Source organism: Pseudomonas azerbaijanorientalis, assembly GCF_019139795.1.
GTDB classification, from domain to species: Bacteria; Pseudomonadota; Gammaproteobacteria; order Pseudomonadales; family Pseudomonadaceae; genus Aquipseudomonas; species Aquipseudomonas laurylsulfatiphila.
In genome coordinates, this window is the sequence record NZ_CP077078.1 from 3,978,850 (window position 1) to 3,998,015 (window position 19,166).

The following is a 19,166-nucleotide window of genomic DNA, read 5'->3' on the forward strand; positions in this document are numbered from 1 at the left end:
CCGGCCCCACCACTACAAGAGTGAATAGCTGCGATGAACCTGCCCTCCCCGATCCGCATCGCCCTGGTCGACGATCACTCCCTGGTGCGCGACGGCATCAAGGCACTGCTGGCCGTGATGTCGCCCCTGGAAGTGGTCGGCGAAGCGGAAAACGGCGCCGACGCCATCGACATGGTCGGGCGCTGCCAGCCAGACCTGCTGCTGGTCGACATCAGCCTGCCGGACATGAACGGCCTGGAACTGACCCGCGTGCTGCGCAGCCAGTACCCGTCGCTCAAGGTGCTGGTGCTGAGCATGTACGACAATTACGAATACGTCAGTGAGTCGGTGCGCTCCGGCGCCAGCGGCTACGTGCTGAAAAACGCCCCGTCACGGGAAATCATCGCCGCCATCGAAGCCATCACCAGCGGCGGAACCTTCTACAGCGCCGACATCGCCCAACGGCTGATCGCCGACAGGAACACCGACAACGAACTGACCCCGAGGGAAAGCCAGGTGCTGTCGAAGATGGCGCAAGGCTTGAACAACAAGGAAATGGCCCGGGAACTGGACATCAGCGTGCGCACGGTGGAAACACACCGCCTGAGCATCCGGCGCAAGCTCAACATCGACAAGCCGGCGGCGCTGGTCAAGTACGCCATCGATCATGGGCTCATTTCCCGCTGACACCCCCGCCCACTGTGGCCACTGCAAAAACCTGTGGGAGCGGGCTTGCTCGCGAAGGCGTTGTACCAGTCACCATCAACATCGAATGACACACCGCCTTCGTCGGAACGCCGCCCGGAGCAAGCCCGCTCCCACAAGGGGGCACCGAATGATCCATTGACTGCGTCGATAGTCACCATTGATTCAATGAAGTTCTCTTAAAAAATCCACGGCGTAACATCTGCTCCATACCAACCCATAAGTACCCCGGAGCACACGATCATGAAACGCCAGACCCTCCTCAGCATCGCTTTCTCGGTTTTCGCAGTTAACGCTTTTGCCGCTACCTCTGCTCAACCTGTGGTCGCTGAAGGCGGCTCGGATCGTCTGATTGAAAGCCGTGTGGCTGAAGGTGGTTCCGATCGTCTGATCGAAAACCGTGTTGCAGCCGATGGTTCCGACAAGTTGATGCAGAACCGCGTGGCTGAAGGTGGCTCCGACAAATTGCTGCAGAACCGCGTGGCTGAAGGTGGCTCGGACAAGTTGATGCAGAACCGCGTGGCTGAAGGTGGCTCTGACAAATTGCTGCAGAACCGCGTGGCTGAAGGTGGCTCTGACAAGTTGATGCAGAACCGCGTTGCCGAAGGTGGCTCGGATCGTCTGATCCAGAACCGTGCGGCATAACTAATCGCTGCACCACAACGCCCAACAAAAAACCCGGCCTGATCAGCCGGGTTTTTTCATGGTTTTTTTGGGGGGGCTTTCACTGGCTTGGAGGTCACTTCATTTTCTGCGTGGGCACGTTCCCTTGTGGGAGCTGGCTTGCCAGCGATGGTCGTTAACGATAACGCGTGTGAACCGGATAAACACGGCGCACTGGAGTCCATCGCCAGCAGGCTGGCTCCTACAGTTTCCGCGTGGGCACGGGCCCGTGTGAAACCACCCGCACAAAGAACAAAAAAGAATTAACAAATAAAAATTAAGTATTTATCGTTATAAAAGTAGAAGCGTACTCTCCAGTCATCCCGTCATTGATCACCACAGTGAAGTGCCCCATGAATCCGACTGACAACCTCATCGATTTCACCAGCTACCGCAAACGCAAACAAGCTCAGCAACGGGCACGGGCAATGTGGGAGATGTACGCACGCAACGCCGGATTTCAGGCATTCCAGTGGGTTCAGGCGTCTCGGTCTGCCGAGACACGTCAGGCGTGAACGCGCACGAACCCTCGCGCTTTCTGATAAGCGCGGGCGAGCCTGTGCTGGACCTGAACAATCCGGATGCCCCTGAAGAGGACCCGATCTGCGAACGGGTAGCTCAAAACCTGCTGCGCCTGCGGGGCAAGCGCCATCTGTCCCTCGATGCCCTGGCCCGACAGTGCGGCGTGAGCCGTGCCATGCTGGCGCAAATCGAATCGGGGCGTAGTGTGCCGTCCATCAAGGTGCTGTGCAAAATCGCCAAAGGCTTGAAGGTATCGGTGGCTGCGTTTCTGGAGCATCGGGCCTTCGAAGGTGTGGCCGTGCTGTCGGCGAGCCAGAGCAAACGCCTGGTCAGTGCCAACGGCGCTTTTGTCAGCCGCGCCCTGTTCCCCTTTGACGTGGCGCGCCAATCGGAGTTCTACGAGCTGCGCCTGAGCCCGTTGGGAGAGGACCATTCGCAGGGCCATGGCCCAGGCGTCCAGGAAAACCTGGTGGTGGCGCAGGGTGTGCTGGAAATCAGCGTCAACGACGAGCGTTACCTGCTGTCCACGGGGGATTCGATCCTGTTTTATGCCGACCAGCCCCACCGCTATCGCAACCCCGCCGACAGTGAAGCGGTGGCTTATCTTGTAGTGACCTACCCGGAACGCCTGGACTGAAACGACCTTGTAGGAGCGAGCCTGCTCGCGATGGACGTCAACGATAACGCGGGCTTCCTGAAAAAACGCGTCAGCCTCGAGTCCATCGCGAGCAAGCTCGCTCCAGGTACGTTGCAGGATTTAGCAGGTGCAGCACATCAGCGGCATGCCATTGCAGCTCATCATCATCGGCAAGCTGCAGTCGTTCATCATTTTCATCATCAGGGCGCAGCAGTTTTTCATCATGTCCATGTTCATGCCGGCCATCGGCATGATTTTGCACATCATGCCGTCAGCCATCATGGTGCATTCCATCACGCACTTCATCGACGGCATCGGCATGCCCATCATCGGCATTGGCATCATCATGTTCATCATCGGCATGGCCATGCTCGCCCGGGACATGCACATCATGCTCATGTTGCCGCAGTGCATCATCATCGGCATGCCGCAGTTCATCATCATCTGCATCATTTCAGCGCTGTTCTTGAACATGGCCATGTCCATGCCAGCGGCCGGCATCATCTTGCACATCATCCCGTCGTCCATCAGGTCGCAGGACATGGTCGCCATCATCATCGGCATGCCCATCATCGGCATCATTGGCATGGTGGCGTTCATCGGCATTTGCATCTGCATGGCATTCATCATGGTGTTGCTCCCTGAAGGACTGGATAGTTGGGCGAAGCTGATGGAGGCCGATTCTAGGGAATCGACCGAGCGCAACAAGCTGGCGATCGAACAGCCAAAGTCGATGTCGGGGCAGGCTTAACGAGGCAGGCAGGACGATTGTTTCTGCTGTGACAAACAATCGGATTCGATCACGGACAAGATGAAAACCATGACGCTGATTATTCGGTTATGGATATGCAGATTGCATCTATATAAATAGCGGAAAGAAATATTCGTTCTAACCGGTGCCACAATCTTTCCCTCCAGGTGCACCGACACGCCGCTTCACCGCTGATCCCCTTCTTTACGCTGCCTTTCTCTCTCGATGTTGGGCCTGTGCCCGAAGCACCCCCGTGCCTGCCGTTTGTCCGCTGCGACCGGTGGCGCACACTTTTGCACGCCATCCAGCCAGAAACTCCGTTCGGGGACTTGTGCTATCGGTATTATGGTATACCATCAGACGCACAGACACCCAAAACCTCTACGGAGCAGCTCATGAGTTTCGAAATCCGCAAGATCGTCAGCTATGTCGAAGAAACCTTTATTGAAGGCGGCAAAGCCACCGATAAGCCCGTGACCATGGTCGGTCTGGCCGTGGTGATGAAAAACCCCTGGCTGGGCAACGGTTTCGTCGAAGACCTGAAACCACAGATCCGCGCCAGCTGCTCCGACCTCGGCGCACTGATGGTTGAGCGCCTGGTGGGCATCATCGGCGGCGCCGAGAAGATCGAGGCTTACGGCAAGGCTGCGGTGGTCGGTGCCGATGGCGAAATCGAGCACGCTTCGGCGGTGATCCACACCCTGCGCTTCGGCAACCACTACCGCGAAGCGGTCAAGGCCAAGAGCTACCTGAGTTTCACCAACAAGCGCGGCGGCCCGGGCACTTCGATCCAGATCCCGATGATGCACAAGGACGACGAAGGCCTGCGCTCGCACTACATCACCCTGGAAATGCAGATCGAAGACGCCCCGCGTGCCGACGAAATCGTCGTGGTCCTGGGTTGCGCCGACGGCGGCCGCCTGCACCCGCGCATCGGCAACCGCTACATCGACCTGGAAGAACTGGCCGCCGAAAAAGCCCAGTAACCGGCCGGCAGAACGACAACAAGAAGGCATTGCAGGAGCGCTCCATGATTCGGCTCACCGCTGAACTCACCCCGGCTGGCACCAGTTACCTGGCGACCGGCCAAGGCCAGCCCGTGGTCTTGATCCACGGCGTGGGCCTGAACAAAGAAATGTGGGGCGGCCAGATCGTTGGCCTGGCCACGAAGTACCGCGTCATCGCCTACGACATGCTCGGCCATGGCGCCAGCCCGCGCCCGGAAAGCGGCACGCCGCTGCTCGGCTATGCCGACCAGTTGCTGGAGCTGCTCGACCACCTGCAATTGCCCAAGGCAACGGTGATCGGCTTTTCCATGGGTGGGCTGGTGGCGCGGGCGTTTGCCCTGCACTACGCGCAACGCCTGGAAGGCCTGGTGGTGCTCAACAGTGTGTTCAACCGCAGCGCCGAACAGCGCGCGGGGGTCATCGCCCGCACCAGCCAGGCTGCCGAACACGGGCCGGACGCCAATGCCGAAGCGGCGCTGTCTCGCTGGTTCAGCCGCGAATACCAGGCGGCGAACCCGGCGCAGATCGCCGCGATTCGCCAGACCCTGGCCGGCAATGACCCTCAGGGTTACCTGACCACTTATGAGCTGTTCGCCACCCAGGACATGTACCGCGCCGACGACCTGGACAGCATCCGCGTGCCGACGCTGATCGCCACCGGCGAACTGGACCCCGGTTCGACCCCGGAAATGGCCCGGCAACTGGCCGAACGCATTCCCGGCGCGAGCGTTGCCGTGCTCGCCGAGCAACGGCATATGATGCCCGTAGAATCGCCGCGCCTGGTCAACCAGCTGTTGCTGGAGTTTCTGCAGGCCGCGCACTCCCAACAAAACCAGATCAAGGGGATCGTTGCATGACACTCGCACGCTTCCAGATGTGCATCGGCGGTGAATGGGTCGATGCCCTGTCCGGCAAGACCTTCGAAAGCCTCAACCCGGCGCTGGCCGAGCCTTGGGCCGAATTGCCCGATGCCGACGAAGCCGATGTCGAGCGCGCCGTACAAGCCGCGCAAACCGCTTTCGACAGCCCGGCCTGGCGCGGCTTGACCGCCACCGCGCGCGGCAAACTGCTGCGACGCCTGGGCGACCTGATCGCCGAGAACAAGGAACAACTGGCGCAGCTGGAAAGCCGCGACAACGGCAAGCTGATCCGCGAAACCCGTGGCCAGGTGGGTTATCTGCCGGAGTTCTTCCACTACACCGCAGGCCTGGCCGACAAGCTCGAAGGCGGCACCCTGCCGCTGGACAAGCCGGACCTGTTTGCCTACACCGTGCACGAAGCCATGGGTGTGGTTGCCGCGATCATCCCGTGGAACAGCCCGCTGTACCTGACCGCGATCAAACTCGCTCCGGCCCTCGCCGCGGGCAACACCATCGTGATCAAGCCGTCGGAGCACGCCTCGGCGACCATCCTCGAACTGGCGCGCCTGGCCCTGCAAGCCGGGATTCCGCCGGGGGTGGTCAACGTCGTCACCGGTTATGGCCCGAGCACCGGTGCCGCCCTCACCCGCCATCCGCTGGTGCGCAAGATCGCCTTCACCGGCGGCGCGGCCACGGCGCGGCATGTGGTGCGCAGCAGCGCGGAGAACTTCGCCAAGCTGTCGCTGGAACTGGGCGGCAAATCGCCGAACATCATCTTCGCCGACGCCGACCTCGACAGCGCGATCAACGGCGCCATCGCCGGAATTTATGCCGCTTCCGGGCAGAGCTGCGTCTCCGGTTCGCGCCTGCTGGTGCAGGATGAAATCTACGACGAGTTCGTCGGTCGTCTGGTGGAGCGCGCCCAGCGCATTCGCATCGGCAACCCCCAGGAAGACAGCAGCGAAATGGGCCCGATGGCCACCGCGCAGCAACTGGCCGTGGTCGAAGGCCTGGTGGCCGATGCCATCGCCGAAGGTGCGCGCCTGCGCCTGGGCGGCAAGCGTCCGCAGAACCTGGGCGATGGCTGGTTCTACGAACCGACGCTGTTCGAGTGCGACCGCAACTCGATGAAGATCATGCAGGAAGAAGTCTTTGGCCCGGTGGCTTCGGTCATCCGTTTCAAGGACGAAGCCGAAGCCCTGGCGATCGCCAACGACTCGCAGTTCGGCCTCGCCGCCGGCATCTGGACCCGCGACCTGGGCCGTGCCCACCGCCTGGCCCGGGACGTGCGCTCCGGGATCATCTGGGTCAACACCTACCGCGCGGTCTCGGCCATGGCGCCGATCGGCGGTTTCAAGAACAGCGGCTATGGACGCGAAAGCGGCATCGATTCGGTGCTGGCCTACACCGAGCTGAAAACGGTGTGGATCAACCTGTCCCAGGCACCGATGCCTGATCCCTTCGTGATGCGCTAGGAGTCCTGGAAAATGATCGAACCCGGCATTTACAAAGACGTGATGAGCTCGTTCCCCTCCGGGGTCACGGTGGTCACCACCCTGGACCCGGACGGCGGCATCGTCGGCATCACCGCCAGCGCCTTCAGTGCGTTGTCGATCGACCCGGCACTGGTGCTGTTCTGTCCCAACTACGGCTCCGACACCTACCCGGTGCTGCGCGACAGCAAGCAGTTCGCGATCCATTTGCTGTCCGCCGAGCAGACCGCCGAAGCCTATGCCTTCGCCGGTAAAGGCAAGGACAAGGCCAAAGGCATCGAGTGGCACCTGAGCGAACGGGGCAACCCGATCCTGGCCAAGGCCACGGCCATCATCGAGTGCGAACTGTGGCGCGAATACGACGGCGGTGATCACGCGATCATCGTCGGCGCGGTGAAGAACCTGATCCTGCCCGAGCAACCGGTGACGCCGATGATCTACCACAAAGGCAAGCTGGGCCCGCTGCCCGCCCTGGCCTGATGACTCACCACAAAACCCTGTGGGAGCGAGCTTGCTCGCGATGACGGTGTATCAGTGACATAGATGTTGAGTGTCAGTCCGCTATCGCGAGCAAGCTCGCTCCCACAGGTACCGCTGTGCATATTCTTTTTTTGTCAGGAGCCGGCATGAGCCCAGCAGCCTCGTTACTGTTCCGCCAGCAGGCCTACATCAATGGCCAATGGCTGGATGCACCCGATGGTGCGCAACAGGACATCTTCAACCCGGCCACCGGCGAGTTGATCGGCCAGGTGCCGAACCTCGGCGCCGAGCATGCGCGCCTGGCTATCGAGGCCGCCAACAAGGCCTGGCCGGCCTGGCGCGCGCTGACCGCCAAAGAGCGCAGCAATACGCTCAAGCGCTGGCATGCCCTGATGCTGGAAAATGCCGACGCCCTGGCACACATTCTCACCCTCGAACAAGGCAAGCCACTGGCCGAGGCCAAAGGCGAAATCCTCTACGCCGCGAGCTTCATCGAGTGGTTCGCCGAGGAAGCCAAGCGCATCTACGGCGACACCATTCCCAGCCACAAGGGCGATGCGCGCATCGTGGTCAGCAAGGAGCCGATTGGTGTGGTCGCGGCCATCACGCCGTGGAATTTCCCGGCGGCGATGATCACCCGCAAGGCCGGCCCGGCGCTGGCCGCCGGCTGCCCGTGCATCGTCAAGCCGGCTCCGGAAACACCCTTCTCGGCACTGGCCATGGCTGCACTGGCGGAACAGGCCGGCATTCCAGCGGGTATTTTCAACGTGATCACCGGCGACGCCATCGCCATCGGTGGCGAGCTGACCGCCAGTGCGCAGGTGCGCAAATTGTCGTTCACCGGCTCCACCGCCATCGGCAAACTGCTGATGGCCCAGTGCGCGCCGACGCTGAAAAAAGTCTCGCTGGAGCTGGGCGGCAACGCGCCATTCATTGTCTTCGACGACGCCGATCTGGAGCGCGCAGTCGAGGGTGCGCTGATCGCCAAATTCCGCAACGCCGGGCAGACCTGCGTCTGCGTCAATCGCTTCCTGGTGCAGGCCGGCATCCACGACGCCTTTGTCGCTCGACTGGCCGAACGGATTTCGCAGCTCAAGGTCGGCAGCGGTTTCGAAGAAGGTGTCACCCAGGGTCCGCTGATCAACGAGCGCGCCGTGGCCAAGGTCGAAGAGCACGTGCAAGACGCCCTGGCCCAGGGTGCACGCCTGCTGTGCGGCGGCGAACGCCATGCGCTGGGCAACGGTTTCTTCCAGCCGACCGTGGTCACAGGCGTCACCCCACAGATGAAAGTCGCCCGCGATGAAACCTTCGGTCCGCTGGCCGCGGTGTTCCGTTTCGACACCGAGGCCCAGGCCATCGAGATGGCCAACGACACCGAATTCGGCCTCGCCGCCTACTGCTACACCCGCGACCTGGGCCGCGCCTGGCGCATGAGCGAGGCGCTGGAGTACGGCATGGTCGGGATCAACGAAGGGCTGATCTCCACCGAAGTCGCCCCCTTCGGCGGCATCAAGTCCTCGGGGCTGGGCCGTGAAGGCTCCAAGTACGGCATCGAGGATTACCTGGAACTCAAATACACCTTGATGGGCGGCCTTTGAGCCCAGGGGAGCTACGCCAATGAACAACGAAAAATACGAAAAAGGCCTGAAGATCCGCACCCAGGTGCTGGGCGAAGCCTACGTCAAGCGCTCCATCGAGAACGCCGACGACTTCACCCGCCCCTTGCAAGAGATGGTCACCGAGTATTGTTGGGGTCATGTCTGGGGTCGTGAGGGTTTGTCCCTCAAGGAACGCAGCATGATCAACCTGGCGATGATCTCGGCCCTCAACCGGCCCCATGAACTCAAGCTGCATGTGCGCGGCGCCTTGCGTAACGGCCTGAGTCGTGAGCAAATACGCGAAATATTGCTTCAGGTCGGCATTTATTGCGGTGTCCCCGCTGCCGTAGACAGTTTCCGGCTCGCCCGTGAAGCCTTCGCCGAAGCCGATGCCGAGGCCTCCAGTTAACCCTTGGCTGTTTGATCCGACCGAGCACCGGGATTCCCGTAATCGAAGTGCTCTTTTTGCATGGACAGCCACAATCAGAGCGGACCCCATGAAACGCCTGCCACTCGACGACAGCTTCAAGGTCAATCGCAACCCCGTCACCCTGCGCGAAATCGTGCTGGATAAACTGCGAAGCGCCATCATGAACTTCCAGCTCCTGCCGGGAGACCGTCTGGTCGAACGCGATCTGTGCGATCGCCTGGGCGTCAGCCGTACTTCCGTGCGCGAAGCCTTGCGTCACCTGGAATCCGAAGGCCTGGTGGAGTTCGCCGATGCCAAGGGCCCGCGTGTCGCGATCATTACCCTGGCCGACGCCGTGGACATCTACGAGCTGCGCTGCGTGCTCGAAGGGCTGATCGTGCAACTGTTCACCCTGCGCGCCAAGGCCAAGGACATCAAGGCCCTGGAAAAAGCCCTCGAAGAAAACCGCAAGGCGCTCAAGGACGGCGAACTGCAACAGGTCATCGATTCGGTGCAGGGTTTCTACGACGTGCTGCTCGAAGGCTCGGGCAACCATGTCGCGGCCACCCAGCTGCGCCAGTTGCAGGCACGCATCAGCTACCTGCGCGCGACCTCGGTGTCCCAGGAAAACCGTCGCGGTGCCAGCAACCAGGAAATGGAACGCATGGTCGAGGCGATCAAGGGCGGCGATCCGCTGGCCGCCCACCAGGCTTGCGTCGACCACGTGCGCGCGGCCGCGGCCGTCGCCCTGGACTACCTCAAGCGCAAGCAGGAAGAAACCGGCGACATCCCGGCGATCACCCTGCCCATCGCGCTCAAAGAACCGCGCATAGGTCGCTGAAATGTTCAGCCCGAGCTTTTGCCCCAAGTGCGGCAGCGCTGATCTCGCTCAGCAGCTGCCGCCGGGCGATACGCACGAGCGCCTGATGTGCCGCGGCTGCGGCTACATCTATTACATCAATCCGAAAATCATCGCCGGCTGCATCATCGAGCAGGACGGCAAGTACCTGCTGTGCCAGCGCGCGATTCCCCCGCGCCCCGGCACCTGGACCTTGCCCGCAGGCTTCATGGAAAGCGGCGAGACCACCGAACAGGCGGCCTTGCGCGAGGTTTGGGAAGAAAGTGGCGTGCGTGCGGAAATCGTCTCGCCCTACTCGATTTTCAGCGTGCCCAGGATCAGCGAGGTGTACATCATCTTCCGCGCCATCGCGCTGGAGATCACCGGGCAATACGGGCCGGAAACCCTCGACTACAAGTTCTTCGCGCCTGAAGAGATTCCCTGGGACAGCATTTATTATCCGGCGATCCGGCAGATTCTCGAGCGTTATATCGAGGAGCGGCAGGCCGGGGTTTATGGCATTTACATGGGCAATGATGACAGCGGGAAGATTCACTTTATTCGCTGATTAGTTGTGGATTTTTCCGTGTGCATATCCGTTTTTGCGGTAACGGCCGCTTACGGTTCCGCCCTTACGGCGGGTCACTTTCGAAAAGCGCGAAAGTAACCAAAGCGCTTTGCCCCTTACGTTCGGTGCCTCGCCTAGGCTCGGCATGCCCTCGCTCCGGTCCTGCTCCGTGGGCCCGCCGCCATCGGCCATCCATGGCCGGGGGCGGCTAACCCGGCATCCATGCCGGGTTGCCCACTGCGCAGAACCTCCACTCGGCCTCACGAGGAGGCGTACACCGCAACAGCGCCCGAGGCGGCCTACCGGCCGGCCTGGTCGCGGGTTTCGTTCGTCTGTGATGTACCTGGTCGACTGCCAGACCGCCTTCGCGAGCAGGCTCGCTCCCACAGGTATTCAGTACATCTACAAGATTTCGGTCGGCTGGCAGACCGCTTTCGCGAGTAGGCTCGCTCCCACAGTTTTGAATTGAGCACGGTCAGGAAAATCAGGCCGGCCGGTAGGCCGCCTCGGCTGCTTTTGATCTGCCCGCCCCTTCGGCAGGCTGAGTGGAGGTGTTCATCCGGGGATGGGCGCGCAGCGCCGTTCGGCGCAGCCGAACTCATTGCATGTAGGTCGAAGCGAAGCCGACCGGAGGGCAATGCCCCCGGATGAATACCGCAGCGAAGGAACCCCGAGCCTCAGCGAGGGGCCGTACGTTCGGGGCGAGCGTTTTTTGCTTCCTTTTTTAGGCGCTTGTAAAAAAGGGAGTCGCCGTAAGGGCGAAACCATAAGCCGCCGTTACCTAAATAACGGATATGCCCCCAACAAAACCTACACCCCCAGACGAAACTGCTTGGGCGTAACCCCAAACCGCTTACGAAACGCCCGAATAAAATTACTGGCCTGCCGATACCCCAACCGCTCGGCAATCCGCTCAATCGGCTGATCGCCGGCAGTCAACCAATGCCGCGCCAACTCCAGACTGTCGCTACGACTCTGTTGCGTCGCAGCAGTCTGCCAATGCCGCAACATGCTCTGATGCAAAAACGCATTGGCCCCCAGCAACGGCTCATCAAGGCTAGCCGCTGGCAGGCTCAAACACGGATGTGCCCCCTCCAGCACCTCTATGCCAACGCTACGCAACCACTGCCCGGCAGCCTGCTGCGGCGTCAGGTGAACGCAGACAAACACCTCGGCCGGCGCACGCCCCAAGCGTCGGGCAATGTTGCGCACCAACGTCAGGGTCGCCGCATCGAGGCCGAAAAAATGCGCCTGCCGGCCAGCACTGCGCAAGTGCAGGCGGGCCTGCCCGTCACCCTCCTCCAGTTCCGCCACCACATAGTTGGTCACCCGTGGCAGGAAATCGGTGAAACACGCCAGGCTCGCGCGCAGGGTGGCGGCGGAGTCCAGCAGGATGTTCAACCCCCGCAACGTGGTGGTCGCCATGCCATTGACCAGTTCACAGCCAAACGACACCCCCGCGCCCGCACGTTCGCATTCGTTCCACAGGCGCTCGACCAGGTGCGCAGGCACGTGCAGATCCTGCCCTTCGAGCAACGAAAGACAGATGCCGGCCCGTTGCAGCAGTTGGTCCTGACACAGGCCGGACTGCCGGGCATGGCTGAGAATGGTGCGGGTGAAGGCGCTGGAAATGAACGGTTGGCAGGTCATGGCACGTTACGACGAGAAGACAGGCGTGTACTTATGCCAGCCTCTGTGCTATCGATCCAATGCATTAAAAGCATCCGCCAAATGCAGGAGACGCATGATGGATCTACGACAACTCCGCCACCTTGTCGCCCTGGCCGATTACCGCAATTTCGGGCGCGCCGCCGAGGCGATCAATCTCAGCCAACCGGCCTTCAGTCGTAGCATCCAGACCCTGGAGCGCGACCTCGACTGCGCGCTGGTGGAGCGCAGCAGTCGCGAATTCCGCCTGACTGGCCAGGGTGAACTGGTGCTGCAACATGCCCGGCGCCTGCTCGCCGGCAGCCAGGCCCTGCACAACGAACTCACGCAATACAACGGCCTGACCGGTGGCGAGTTGCACTTTGGCTGTGGCCCGTATCCGGCACAGTTGCTGGTGCCCGAGGCGCTGGCGGAATTCATCCAGGCGCACCCGGCGATCCGCATCAGTTTCCATCAGGGCGACTGGGAACAACTGGCGGTCTGGCTCCGTGAACAGCAGATCGAATTCCTCGTGGCCGACGCGCGCTACTTCACCGGCGACCCGCAATACCAGGTACAGCTGTTGCGCCCCCGACGCGGGCGGTTCTTTTGCCGTGTCGGTCATCCCCTGGCGCAACAGCCGGACCTGTCCCTGCGCGCCCTGCTCGACTACGCGGTTGTCGGCACGCGCATACCGCCGATGATCCGCAAGATCCTGGCCGACGCGCAGGGCGAGGCGGACTTCAACCCGAGTGTGGAATGCGCGCAGTTCGATGCCATCCGCCGCGTGGTGATGCGCTCCGACGCGGTGGGCATCGCAACCATCGAGGCCCTTGCCGAACTGGTCGATCAGGGCCTGATCCGCCTGCTGGAGTTTGCCGATGTGCCCAAGGACGATCCCGGCCTGCAATTGCACTACGGCATCGTCAGCCGCGCCGGCCACTCCCTGACACCGGCGGCGCTGGCGATGGTCGAGGCGGTGCTGACGGTTGACCGGCGTTTGCTGGCGTCGAATTAGGTGCATCTGAACTGCATGCGATCCCTGTGGGAGCGGGCTTGCTCGCGAAGAGGGAGTGTCAGTCGACGACATTGTTGTCTGATACACCGCTTTCGCGAGCAAGCCCGCTCCCACAGGGTTTCACGCACGCCGCGCCAGCGCCTGCAATGCCCGGGGCTCACCGAGTGCGCGCAGCAGGCAATGCATCGCCTCCTCACGGCTGCGCTCGAAGCGATAGCGGGACTCGATGTAAAGCGCCAGTTTCAATTCCACGGGTTCGTCCAGGGGCAGCGGCACCTGTTGCAGGCCCAGCACGCTGGCGACCCGGCTCGGCAGGCTGATGCCCAGCGGATGGCGGTCGGCGATCAGCTTCGCGGCCAGGGTGCTCTGGGTGCTCATCGCGATATGGCGGCGCAGGCCTTTCAAGCCAAGCTGCAAGTCTACCGGGCTGAGTCCGTCGCGGCGGCTCGACACCTGAATCTGCGGTTGCTCCAGATATTCCTGCAGGGTGCGCGGCGGCACCTTGAGCGCGGCGCCATAGGCGAACACGTAATGGTCGGCGGGCAATGCCTGTTTGTGCAGGCCGGCAAGCCCGGCCAGCGGCTGGTCGAGGTCGATCAGGATATCCAGCTTGCCGCTGGCCAGGTCCTGCAAGGCGTCGCGACGCCGGGGCTGGAAATAACGCACCTGCCAATCGGCATGGGGCGATTCGAGCAAGGCATCGAGCAGCACCGGTTGCAGGCAATCCAGGCAACTGATGCGCAGCAACGGATTGTTCTGCCGCGCGGCGGGGATCATGCGCAAACCATCGCGCAATGACTCGAGCGCCGCACGCACGTAGTCGGCCAGACGATGGGCGACCAGTGTCGGCGTCACGCCCAGGCGACTTTTGATGAACAGCGGATCGCCGCACAATTCGCGCAGGCGACGCAACGCATTGCTCATGGCCGGTTGCGACAGGCACATCACCTCGGCGGCGCGGGTGACGCTGCGCTGCTGGTAAATCGCATCGAAGGCGAGCAACAGGTTCAAATCGAGCTGGCGTAAATCAAGCATGGTCTTGCTCCGGCAAATCGCTTAACGTCGGGCAGCCTAACCAGTGTTCCGGAACAAGCTGTGAGCCCTACATGACAAAAAGCGATCAGCCACTGCACGATCAATCCACACCCAATGCGTTCTACGCGCCGACCCTGCTGCCGGCCATCGAAGAGTTGCTGGCCCGCGGTGTGGACCGGGAAAGCATTGAAGGCCTGTTCCGTCGCAGCCTGTTCGAGTTGCGCACGCCCTTCATGCGCGTTGCGCTGTTCATGTCGCGGCGCTTCTGGGCCTTCGCCCTGGAACAGACCGGCGACCCGCTGATCGGCCTGACGGCCGGTCGGCGTTTCGTTTCCACCGCCACCAATGGCCTGACGTACCTGTTCGACGTGGCCGACTCACTGGACAGCGCGTGCCAGTATTTCGTGCGCTTCTTTCCGTTTTTCAACGGGCACTTCCAGGCGCAGATCGTGCGCGGCGGCGACAACGTCGAACTGCGTCTGCTCGATTGCGGCAGCGTGAAAGCCAGCGCAGCCACCGCCGATTACATCCTCATCAGCCTGTGCAGCATGTTGCGGCGCAAGTTCCTCGCCAGCGGCCTGGAGCGCGATCCGGTGCTGGGCATCGGGCTGACCGGGCCCTGCACCGCCAACCCGCAGGATCACGAGCAAGCCTTTCGCGCCCCCGTGCAGTGGCAACAGGCGCAACACTCGATCCGCCTCGATCCACAGCTGTTCGTCACCCCGTTGACGCCGGGCAATCATGAACTGGAGCAGACACTGGTCGAACTGTTGGAACAGACCCGGCGCAACAGCGAGCCGACCTTGCTGGAGCAAGTCTGCGACCACTTGATCGTCGACCTCGCACAAGCCAACTGGCAGCAATGGTGTAGCACCCAGCACCTGCTCGAGCGCACCGCAGCCCGACGCTTGAAAGCATTGGGCTGGAGTTTTTCCGAGTTGCTCGACGAGTACCGCCGCTACCGGGCCGAAGACTTTTTGCAGGGGACAGACCTGGAGCTGGTGGAGATTTCCGACCGCCTGGGCTACAGCGATGTACAAAGCTTCAACCGTGCATGCCTGCGGTGGCTGGGGTGCGCGCCGGGCGCCTGGCGAGCCCGGCAGGGACAACAAAAAGGTTCTTTGCTCATTCCCGGGAAACTGTAATTAAATGGACTCGCCCAAGCCGAGGCGTCTGTGCGCCGCGGTGGCATTCTTATAGAAGCCAACGACAGCGAGGGCGAGGCCATGAAAAAGCATACGATGTTCAATCAGTCTTTGTCAGCCGACGTGTCGGCGTGCACGACCGTTGCGGTAGATCTTGCAAAAAAGGTCTTTCAGGTCGCCGGGGAGGATGCTCTCGGCCAGGTAAAATTCGAGGATCGAATCAAGTCCCGCGAGGCCTTCCAGGTATTTCTGCACAAGCTTCCCGAGAGTGTGACGGTCTTGGTGGAAACCGGGCCAGGCGCTCAGGCGTGGGCGCGGTTACTGCAAATACAGGGCAATCCGGTCCGCATCCTGCCGGCCCAGCTTGTTGCCAAACATCGCTGTGGCCCGAAAAATGATCACAACGATGCGTTCGCTATCCTACGTGCAGGCCGCGATAGCACGATTTCAGCCGTTCCGGTCAAGAGCCCGGCGGCGCTCGCGATGCAGGCACTGCACCGAGCTCGACAGGGATATATACGGCGACGCACGGCGGTGGGCAATCAGATGCGCGGTTTGCTGCTGGAACATGGCGTGGCTCTGGCGCAGGGCGAAATGGCGATCAGCCAGCTCGTGCCTCGGATATTGGAAGATGTTACCCAGCCATTGCCCGATCTACTGCGCGAGCTGATCGCCGAACTGCTGGGTGAATGGAGTCAACTGGGTGAACGCGTCAACGTACTGACCGGCCGACTGGAAACGGCGGCGAAAGAGAGTGAGATAGCGAGGCGGCTGATGACTGTGCGCGGTGTTGGTCCAATCATCGCCACGGCGCTGCTGGCCAAGCAGACCGAGCCTGAACGCTTCGCCAACGCCCGGCAGTTTGCCGCGTACTTCGGGTTGGTGCCCAACCAGCACAGCAGCGGCGATAAAATCCGACTGGGCAAGATGTGCAAACATGGCGATGCCTACTTGCGCAGTCTGACGATCCAAGGAGCCCATGCTGTTTTAAGGCAGATACGATCTGACTCACAGCAGCCGGACGACCAACGTCTACAGCGTTGGATCTCCCGCCTGGGGCGCAAGGAGGCGGCAGTGCGATTGGCCAACCGCAACCTGCGCATTCTCTGGGTACTACTACAAAACGATCAGACTTATCATCGCCGGCCGGGAAATGGCCCCGAGGTGGCGATGAGTCACTGATCAATAGCGTTCTGCCACCGGGGCGTTAAGCCGCTCCAACCCATGCTAAAAAACATTGACCCCAGGTCAGACCGTCGCGGATTGATGCCTGGGCTCCTACCGGCCCTTGAGGCCTCACTGTAATCGGCATACCGCGCGCTTATCCAATGTTGGCCAGAAGCCGTTCAAGGCTTCCTCAAACAGGCCTGATACATAGATGCAACCGGGCAGCAGTGTTTAGAAGCAGGTTGAAAGTGGGGGCGAGTCCATACATAGGAGCCAGCTTGCTGGCGATGGACTCCAATGCGCCGCGTTCATCCAGCTCACCCGCGTTATCGTTGACGACCATCGCTGGCAAGCCAGCGCCTACAGGGGACCCACGTTCATCCGGTTCATACGCGTCATCGTTAACGACCATCGCTGGCGGGCCAGCTCCCACAAGGGACCGTGCCCGCACGGTGAAAGCCACAAAAAAAAAATCACGCCCGTGCGCCACGGACGCCATTGGTTTTTTGCGTCCCCCCGGTTTCCAGCTACAAATGAAGGGTGGGTTGAGTGTCCGCAATCCTGACAGCAACTGTCACGGCTCGGACGTCGATGGATGGCTGCGGTTTTACGGATGGTCAGGCGCATGGCTCAAGGCAAGTATCGCTCCGACATAGATGGGCTGCGCGCTGTCGCGGTGATTGCAGTGCTGCTGCATCACCTCAAGGCCGGCCTGTTGCCCGGCGGCTACGTGGGCGTCGACATCTTTTTCGTCATCTCGGGATTCCTGATCACGTCCCAGGTGTTTTCCGAGGTCAAGCGCAATGCGTTCTCGCTCAAGAGCTTTTATCAGCGGCGCATCAACCGCATCGTGCCGGCGCTGGCGACGGTGCTGCTGGCGACCGTGATCGCCGGCGCCTTCATCCTGTCACCGGTCGACCTGGTCCGGCTCAACGTCAGCGCCCTGTTCTCGCTGCTGGGCGTCTCGAATATCTACATCTGGGTCAAGTACGGTAACTACTTCGCCGCCGATGCCAGCGAAGCGCCTTTGCTGCACACCTGGTCGCTGGGTATCGAAGAGCAGTTCTACGTCATCTGGCCGCTGTTCATCGTGTTGCTGTATCGCCTGGCGCCGCGTTACGTGTTGCCCGTGCTGGCCATCGGCGTGGTGCTGGCGGTGGGGGTTTCCGAGTACGCAACGGGGGTGTTCGCCACGGCCGCGTACTACCTGCTGCCCACGCGTTTTTTCGAACTGATGCTGGGCGGGCTGCTGGCGATCTACCTCCATTCACCGCGCATGATCGGCAAACGGACGGCCCATGGCTATGCATTGGCGGGCTACCTGCTGATCGGTTTCTCGCTGTTTGCCTTGAACCCCAACTCCACTTTTCCCGGGATCAACGCCCTGATTCCCTGCCTGGGCGCCGCCTTGCTGATCCTGGCCGGCAGCGGTGAACGCCATTCACGCCTGCTCACCAGCCGGCCCATGGTGTTTATCGGCCTGATCTCCTACTCGCTGTATTTGTGGCACTGGCCGCTGATCGCCTTCCTGAACTACGTGGAAATCCCCATCGACCTGCCCGTGGGCGCGCTGCTGATTGCCGCCTCTATCCTGCTTTCGTGGCTGTCCTGGCGGTACGTCGAAGTGCCGTTTCGCCGTACCGGGGCCAGCCTGCACTTTGCCCGGGTGTTCACCCGCCGGTTTGCCCTTCCGGCGTTGGGGCTGGCCGTGCTGGCGGGGCTGAGCCTGCAGTTCAACGGATTTCCACAACGCTTCAACGCCGGCGTTTCAGCGCTTGAAGCGATGACCCTGAACAAGCCTGCCGAGGTCCGCAGCGGCTGCCATGTGCCCAATGCGCTGTACCAGACCGAACCCAATGAGCGCTGCCGGTTGGGCGCAACCAAGGAGGCACTGGACGGCATCATGATCGGCGACTCGTTTGCCAATCACTTCACCGGCATGGTCGACATTCTGGCCAGGCCCAACAACATCATGCTCATGGACTACACCATGGACTCCTGCCCGCCGATCCTCGGCTACACCGCCGAAATGCCTCCGGTGTATGCGGCCCATTGTGCGAAACGCAACGAACGGGTGTTCAGCCTGATCGAGCAGAACAAGTATCGCTACGTGGTACTGGCGGCGATCTGGCCCAAGGATGTCCGGGCCAGGGATCTGGTCGAAGCGAGCCTGCGGCGGGTGGTGGAGAACAGCGGCCAGGTGATCGTCATCCTGAGCAACCAGCACATCGAAAAGGCCGCGAGTTGCCCGATTCGCCGGCTGATGTTCGGCACCGGGCGCAACTGCTCGGTCGCCCAGAGCGCTCTGGCGCCCTATTGGGCGGACGTGCGCGCCAGGTTCCCGCAGATACGCTTCATCGACCCCAATCAGGTGATATGCCCGGGCGGCGTGTGCAGTCCGATCATCGAGGGTCAGTTGCTGTACCTGGACGACTCACACTTGAACGAAGTGGGCTCGCGGTTTATCGGCCAGACCTTGCTCGATCGTGGCTTCTCCCTGCTGCACGACCCCAAGGCCAAACCGCAAACCGCCGACGCCAGGTTGGGTGCCCGCGTGGTCAATTGACACCACCTCCCCCGCTCACGGGCGCCCGGCAATCGGCGCGCCCGACTCGTAAAAATGCCCATGGCCAGCCCCCGTGAA

General features: G+C 61.7%; 19 protein-coding genes. 16 read left to right on the top strand and 3 right to left on the bottom strand.

Annotated features, from left to right (window positions below):
• The first annotated feature begins 33 nt into the window (after positions 1-33).
• The 4 genes from KSS91_RS17605 to KSS91_RS17620 all read left to right on the top strand — a co-directional run bounded on the left by KSS91_RS17605 (position 34) and on the right by KSS91_RS17620 (position 2,506).
• Positions 34-666 (top strand): response regulator, encoded by a 633-nt coding sequence (locus KSS91_RS17605; RefSeq protein ID WP_007970873.1) that lies wholly within the window; start codon positions 34-36, stop codon positions 664-666.
• A 261-nt stretch (positions 667-927) separates the two neighbouring features.
• A complete protein-coding gene (locus KSS91_RS17610; RefSeq protein WP_217835581.1) occupies positions 928-1,329 on the top strand; it encodes a hypothetical protein in 402 nt (133 codons plus the stop codon).
• Positions 1,330-1,700: 371 nt separating this feature from the next.
• On the top strand, positions 1,701-1,862 hold the full coding sequence (locus KSS91_RS17615) for a hypothetical protein (RefSeq protein ID WP_217835582.1): 162 nt from the start codon (positions 1,701-1,703) through the stop codon (positions 1,860-1,862).
• Positions 1,863-1,915: 53 nt separating this feature from the next.
• Entirely contained in the window at positions 1,916-2,506 is a 591-nt protein-coding gene (locus KSS91_RS17620; RefSeq protein WP_162130295.1) for a helix-turn-helix domain-containing protein, read from the top strand.
• Positions 2,507-2,626: 120 nt separating this feature from the next.
• On the opposite strand, the gene KSS91_RS28310 is transcribed toward KSS91_RS17620, so the two are convergent.
• Positions 2,627-3,136 carry a hypothetical protein gene (locus KSS91_RS28310; RefSeq protein ID WP_225923694.1) on the bottom strand — a complete coding sequence of 170 codons (510 nt, stop codon included), beginning with the start codon at positions 3,134-3,136 and terminating at the stop codon, positions 2,627-2,629.
• Positions 3,137-3,652: 516 nt separating this feature from the next.
• On the opposite strand from KSS91_RS28310, the gene KSS91_RS17630 reads away from it, so the two are divergent.
• The 8 genes from KSS91_RS17630 to KSS91_RS17665 all read left to right on the top strand — a co-directional run bounded on the left by KSS91_RS17630 (position 3,653) and on the right by KSS91_RS17665 (position 10,510).
• On the top strand, positions 3,653-4,243 hold the full coding sequence (locus tag KSS91_RS17630) for an amino acid synthesis family protein (protein ID WP_217835584.1): 591 nt from the start codon (positions 3,653-3,655) through the stop codon (positions 4,241-4,243).
• 44 nt (positions 4,244-4,287) lie between these two features.
• Positions 4,288-5,121 carry an alpha/beta fold hydrolase gene (locus tag KSS91_RS17635; RefSeq protein WP_217835585.1) on the top strand — a complete coding sequence of 278 codons (834 nt, stop codon included), beginning with the start codon at positions 4,288-4,290 and terminating at the stop codon, positions 5,119-5,121.
• Positions 5,118-6,599, top strand: a complete 1,482-nt coding sequence (locus KSS91_RS17640; RefSeq protein WP_217835586.1) for an aldehyde dehydrogenase — start codon at positions 5,118-5,120, stop codon at positions 6,597-6,599. The genes KSS91_RS17635 and KSS91_RS17640 overlap by 4 nt, the downstream gene beginning before the upstream one ends.
• Positions 6,600-6,611: 12 nt before the next feature.
• Entirely contained in the window at positions 6,612-7,097 is a 486-nt protein-coding gene (locus KSS91_RS17645; RefSeq protein WP_007978701.1) for a flavin reductase family protein, read from the top strand.
• 146 nt (positions 7,098-7,243) lie between these two features.
• Positions 7,244-8,695, top strand: coding sequence for an NAD-dependent succinate-semialdehyde dehydrogenase (locus tag KSS91_RS17650; protein WP_217835587.1), 1,452 nt, complete (start codon positions 7,244-7,246; stop codon positions 8,693-8,695).
• 19 nt (positions 8,696-8,714) lie between these two features.
• The gene (locus KSS91_RS17655; RefSeq protein WP_104447626.1) at positions 8,715-9,104 is read left to right on the top strand and encodes a carboxymuconolactone decarboxylase family protein; all 390 of its coding nucleotides are present in this window, start codon (positions 8,715-8,717) and stop codon (positions 9,102-9,104) included.
• Positions 9,105-9,192: 88 nt separating this feature from the next.
• Positions 9,193-9,945 (top strand): GntR family transcriptional regulator, encoded by a 753-nt coding sequence (locus KSS91_RS17660; RefSeq protein ID WP_015095667.1) that lies wholly within the window; start codon positions 9,193-9,195, stop codon positions 9,943-9,945.
• Between the two features lies 1 nt (position 9,946).
• Complete coding sequence (locus tag KSS91_RS17665) at positions 9,947-10,510, top strand: NUDIX hydrolase (protein WP_217835588.1); 564 nt, start codon at positions 9,947-9,949, stop codon at positions 10,508-10,510.
• An 810-nt stretch (positions 10,511-11,320) separates the two neighbouring features.
• Here the strand turns inward: KSS91_RS17665 and KSS91_RS17670 are convergent.
• The gene (locus KSS91_RS17670; RefSeq protein ID WP_217835589.1) at positions 11,321-12,160 is read right to left on the bottom strand and encodes an AraC family transcriptional regulator; all 840 of its coding nucleotides are present in this window, start codon (positions 12,158-12,160) and stop codon (positions 11,321-11,323) included.
• A 94-nt stretch (positions 12,161-12,254) separates the two neighbouring features.
• On the opposite strand from KSS91_RS17670, the gene KSS91_RS17675 reads away from it, so the two are divergent.
• The gene (locus tag KSS91_RS17675; protein ID WP_225923695.1) at positions 12,255-13,175 is read left to right on the top strand and encodes a LysR family transcriptional regulator; all 921 of its coding nucleotides are present in this window, start codon (positions 12,255-12,257) and stop codon (positions 13,173-13,175) included.
• A 120-nt stretch (positions 13,176-13,295) separates the two neighbouring features.
• On the opposite strand, the gene KSS91_RS17680 is transcribed toward KSS91_RS17675, so the two are convergent.
• Positions 13,296-14,210, bottom strand: coding sequence for a LysR family transcriptional regulator (locus KSS91_RS17680; protein WP_217835590.1), 915 nt, complete (start codon positions 14,208-14,210; stop codon positions 13,296-13,298).
• A gap of 71 nt (positions 14,211-14,281) precedes the next feature.
• On the opposite strand from KSS91_RS17680, the gene KSS91_RS17685 reads away from it, so the two are divergent.
• From KSS91_RS17685 to KSS91_RS17695, 3 genes are all read left to right on the top strand, one after another.
• Positions 14,282-15,355, top strand: a complete 1,074-nt coding sequence (locus KSS91_RS17685; protein ID WP_217835591.1) for an AraC family transcriptional regulator — start codon at positions 14,282-14,284, stop codon at positions 15,353-15,355.
• A 123-nt stretch (positions 15,356-15,478) separates the two neighbouring features.
• On the top strand, positions 15,479-16,537 hold the full coding sequence (locus tag KSS91_RS17690; protein WP_217838401.1) for an IS110 family RNA-guided transposase: 1,059 nt from the start codon (positions 15,479-15,481) through the stop codon (positions 16,535-16,537).
• A gap of 610 nt (positions 16,538-17,147) precedes the next feature.
• Complete coding sequence (locus tag KSS91_RS17695) at positions 17,148-19,088, top strand: acyltransferase family protein (protein ID WP_217835592.1); 1,941 nt, start codon at positions 17,148-17,150, stop codon at positions 19,086-19,088.
• Positions 19,089-19,166 lie beyond the last annotated feature (78 nt).

Bases quoted from the DNA above. Each gene is read 5' to 3' on its own strand.
- KSS91_RS17670 (WP_217835589.1), bottom strand. From the start codon at position 12,160: ATGACCTGCCAACCGTTCATTTCCAGCGCCTTCACCCGCACCATTCTC.
- KSS91_RS17630 (WP_217835584.1), top strand. From the start codon at position 3,653: ATGAGTTTCGAAATCCGCAAGATCGTCAGCTATGTCGAAGAAACCTTT.
- KSS91_RS17660 (WP_015095667.1), top strand. From the start codon at position 9,193: ATGAAACGCCTGCCACTCGACGACAGCTTCAAGGTCAATCGCAACCCC.
- KSS91_RS17645 (WP_007978701.1), top strand. From the start codon at position 6,612: ATGATCGAACCCGGCATTTACAAAGACGTGATGAGCTCGTTCCCCTCC.
- KSS91_RS17655 (WP_104447626.1), top strand. From the start codon at position 8,715: ATGAACAACGAAAAATACGAAAAAGGCCTGAAGATCCGCACCCAGGTG.
- KSS91_RS17680 (WP_217835590.1), bottom strand. From the start codon at position 14,210: ATGCTTGATTTACGCCAGCTCGATTTGAACCTGTTGCTCGCCTTCGAT.
- KSS91_RS17675 (WP_225923695.1), top strand. From the start codon at position 12,255: ATGATGGATCTACGACAACTCCGCCACCTTGTCGCCCTGGCCGATTAC.
- KSS91_RS28310 (WP_225923694.1), bottom strand. From the start codon at position 3,136: ATGATGAATGCCATGCAGATGCAAATGCCGATGAACGCCACCATGCCA.
- KSS91_RS17610 (WP_217835581.1), top strand. From the start codon at position 928: ATGAAACGCCAGACCCTCCTCAGCATCGCTTTCTCGGTTTTCGCAGTT.
- KSS91_RS17650 (WP_217835587.1), top strand. From the start codon at position 7,244: ATGAGCCCAGCAGCCTCGTTACTGTTCCGCCAGCAGGCCTACATCAAT.
- KSS91_RS17685 (WP_217835591.1), top strand. From the start codon at position 14,282: ATGACAAAAAGCGATCAGCCACTGCACGATCAATCCACACCCAATGCG.
- KSS91_RS17695 (WP_217835592.1), top strand. From the start codon at position 17,148: ATGGCTCAAGGCAAGTATCGCTCCGACATAGATGGGCTGCGCGCTGTC.
- KSS91_RS17605 (WP_007970873.1), top strand. From the start codon at position 34: ATGAACCTGCCCTCCCCGATCCGCATCGCCCTGGTCGACGATCACTCC.
- KSS91_RS17635 (WP_217835585.1), top strand. From the start codon at position 4,288: ATGATTCGGCTCACCGCTGAACTCACCCCGGCTGGCACCAGTTACCTG.
- KSS91_RS17640 (WP_217835586.1), top strand. From the start codon at position 5,118: ATGACACTCGCACGCTTCCAGATGTGCATCGGCGGTGAATGGGTCGAT.
- KSS91_RS17665 (WP_217835588.1), top strand. From the start codon at position 9,947: ATGTTCAGCCCGAGCTTTTGCCCCAAGTGCGGCAGCGCTGATCTCGCT.
- KSS91_RS17615 (WP_217835582.1), top strand. From the start codon at position 1,701: ATGAATCCGACTGACAACCTCATCGATTTCACCAGCTACCGCAAACGC.